Source organism: Streptomyces sp. AC627_RSS907 (genome assembly GCF_019049165.1).
In genome coordinates this window covers 1-568 of record NZ_JAGMUE010000228.1, presented here as the reverse complement: position 1 = coordinate 568, position 568 = coordinate 1, and the positions used below count along the sequence as shown (strand labels likewise).

At 71.0% G+C, this 568-nt stretch carries 1 protein-coding gene; it reads right to left on the bottom strand.

The features are described 5' to 3' along the window. Positions 1 to 565 (bottom strand): aldehyde dehydrogenase family protein (locus KUM32_RS32740; protein ID WP_217145572.1); only part of this gene is annotated, 565 nt, incomplete at its 3' end. Between the last annotated feature and the right edge of the window lie 3 nt (positions 566 to 568).

Here is a 568-nt window from a genome sequence, read left to right as displayed (position 1 = left end):
GGGTGATGGCGTAGACGAAGCCCTCGAGCGGCCGGTGGTCGCTGCGGTTCCACACGCCCGGGGCGTTGGCCATCGGCTGCTCGGCCATGATCTGGCGCGCGAAGTGCACGTTGAAGCGCCAGAAGTCGACCAGCTCACAGGGGGTGTCGATCTCCGCCTGCTGGGCGGTCTTGGACTGGCCCAGCATGGTGGAGGCGGCCAGCGTCTCGCGCCAGGGGCCGGAGAGCAGCTCGGCGGCCTTGAGGATGATCGCGGCGCGGTCGTCGAAGGCAAGGGCGCGCCACGCGGGGGCGGCGGCCAGCGCGGCGTCCACCGCGTCCTGGGCGTCCTGGGCGGTGGCGTTCCCGTAGGTGCCGAGCTTGGCGGCGTGGTTGTGCGGCTGTACGACGTCGAAGCGGTCGCCGCCGCCCATCCGCTTCTCGCCACCGATGGTCATCGGCAGGTCGATGGGGTTCTCGCCAAGCTCCTTGAGCTTGATCTCAAGACGGGCGCGCTCGGGAGTGCCGGGTGCGTAGGTGTGCACCGGCTCGTTCACCGGCGCGGGGACCTGGGTCACAGCGTCCATGGC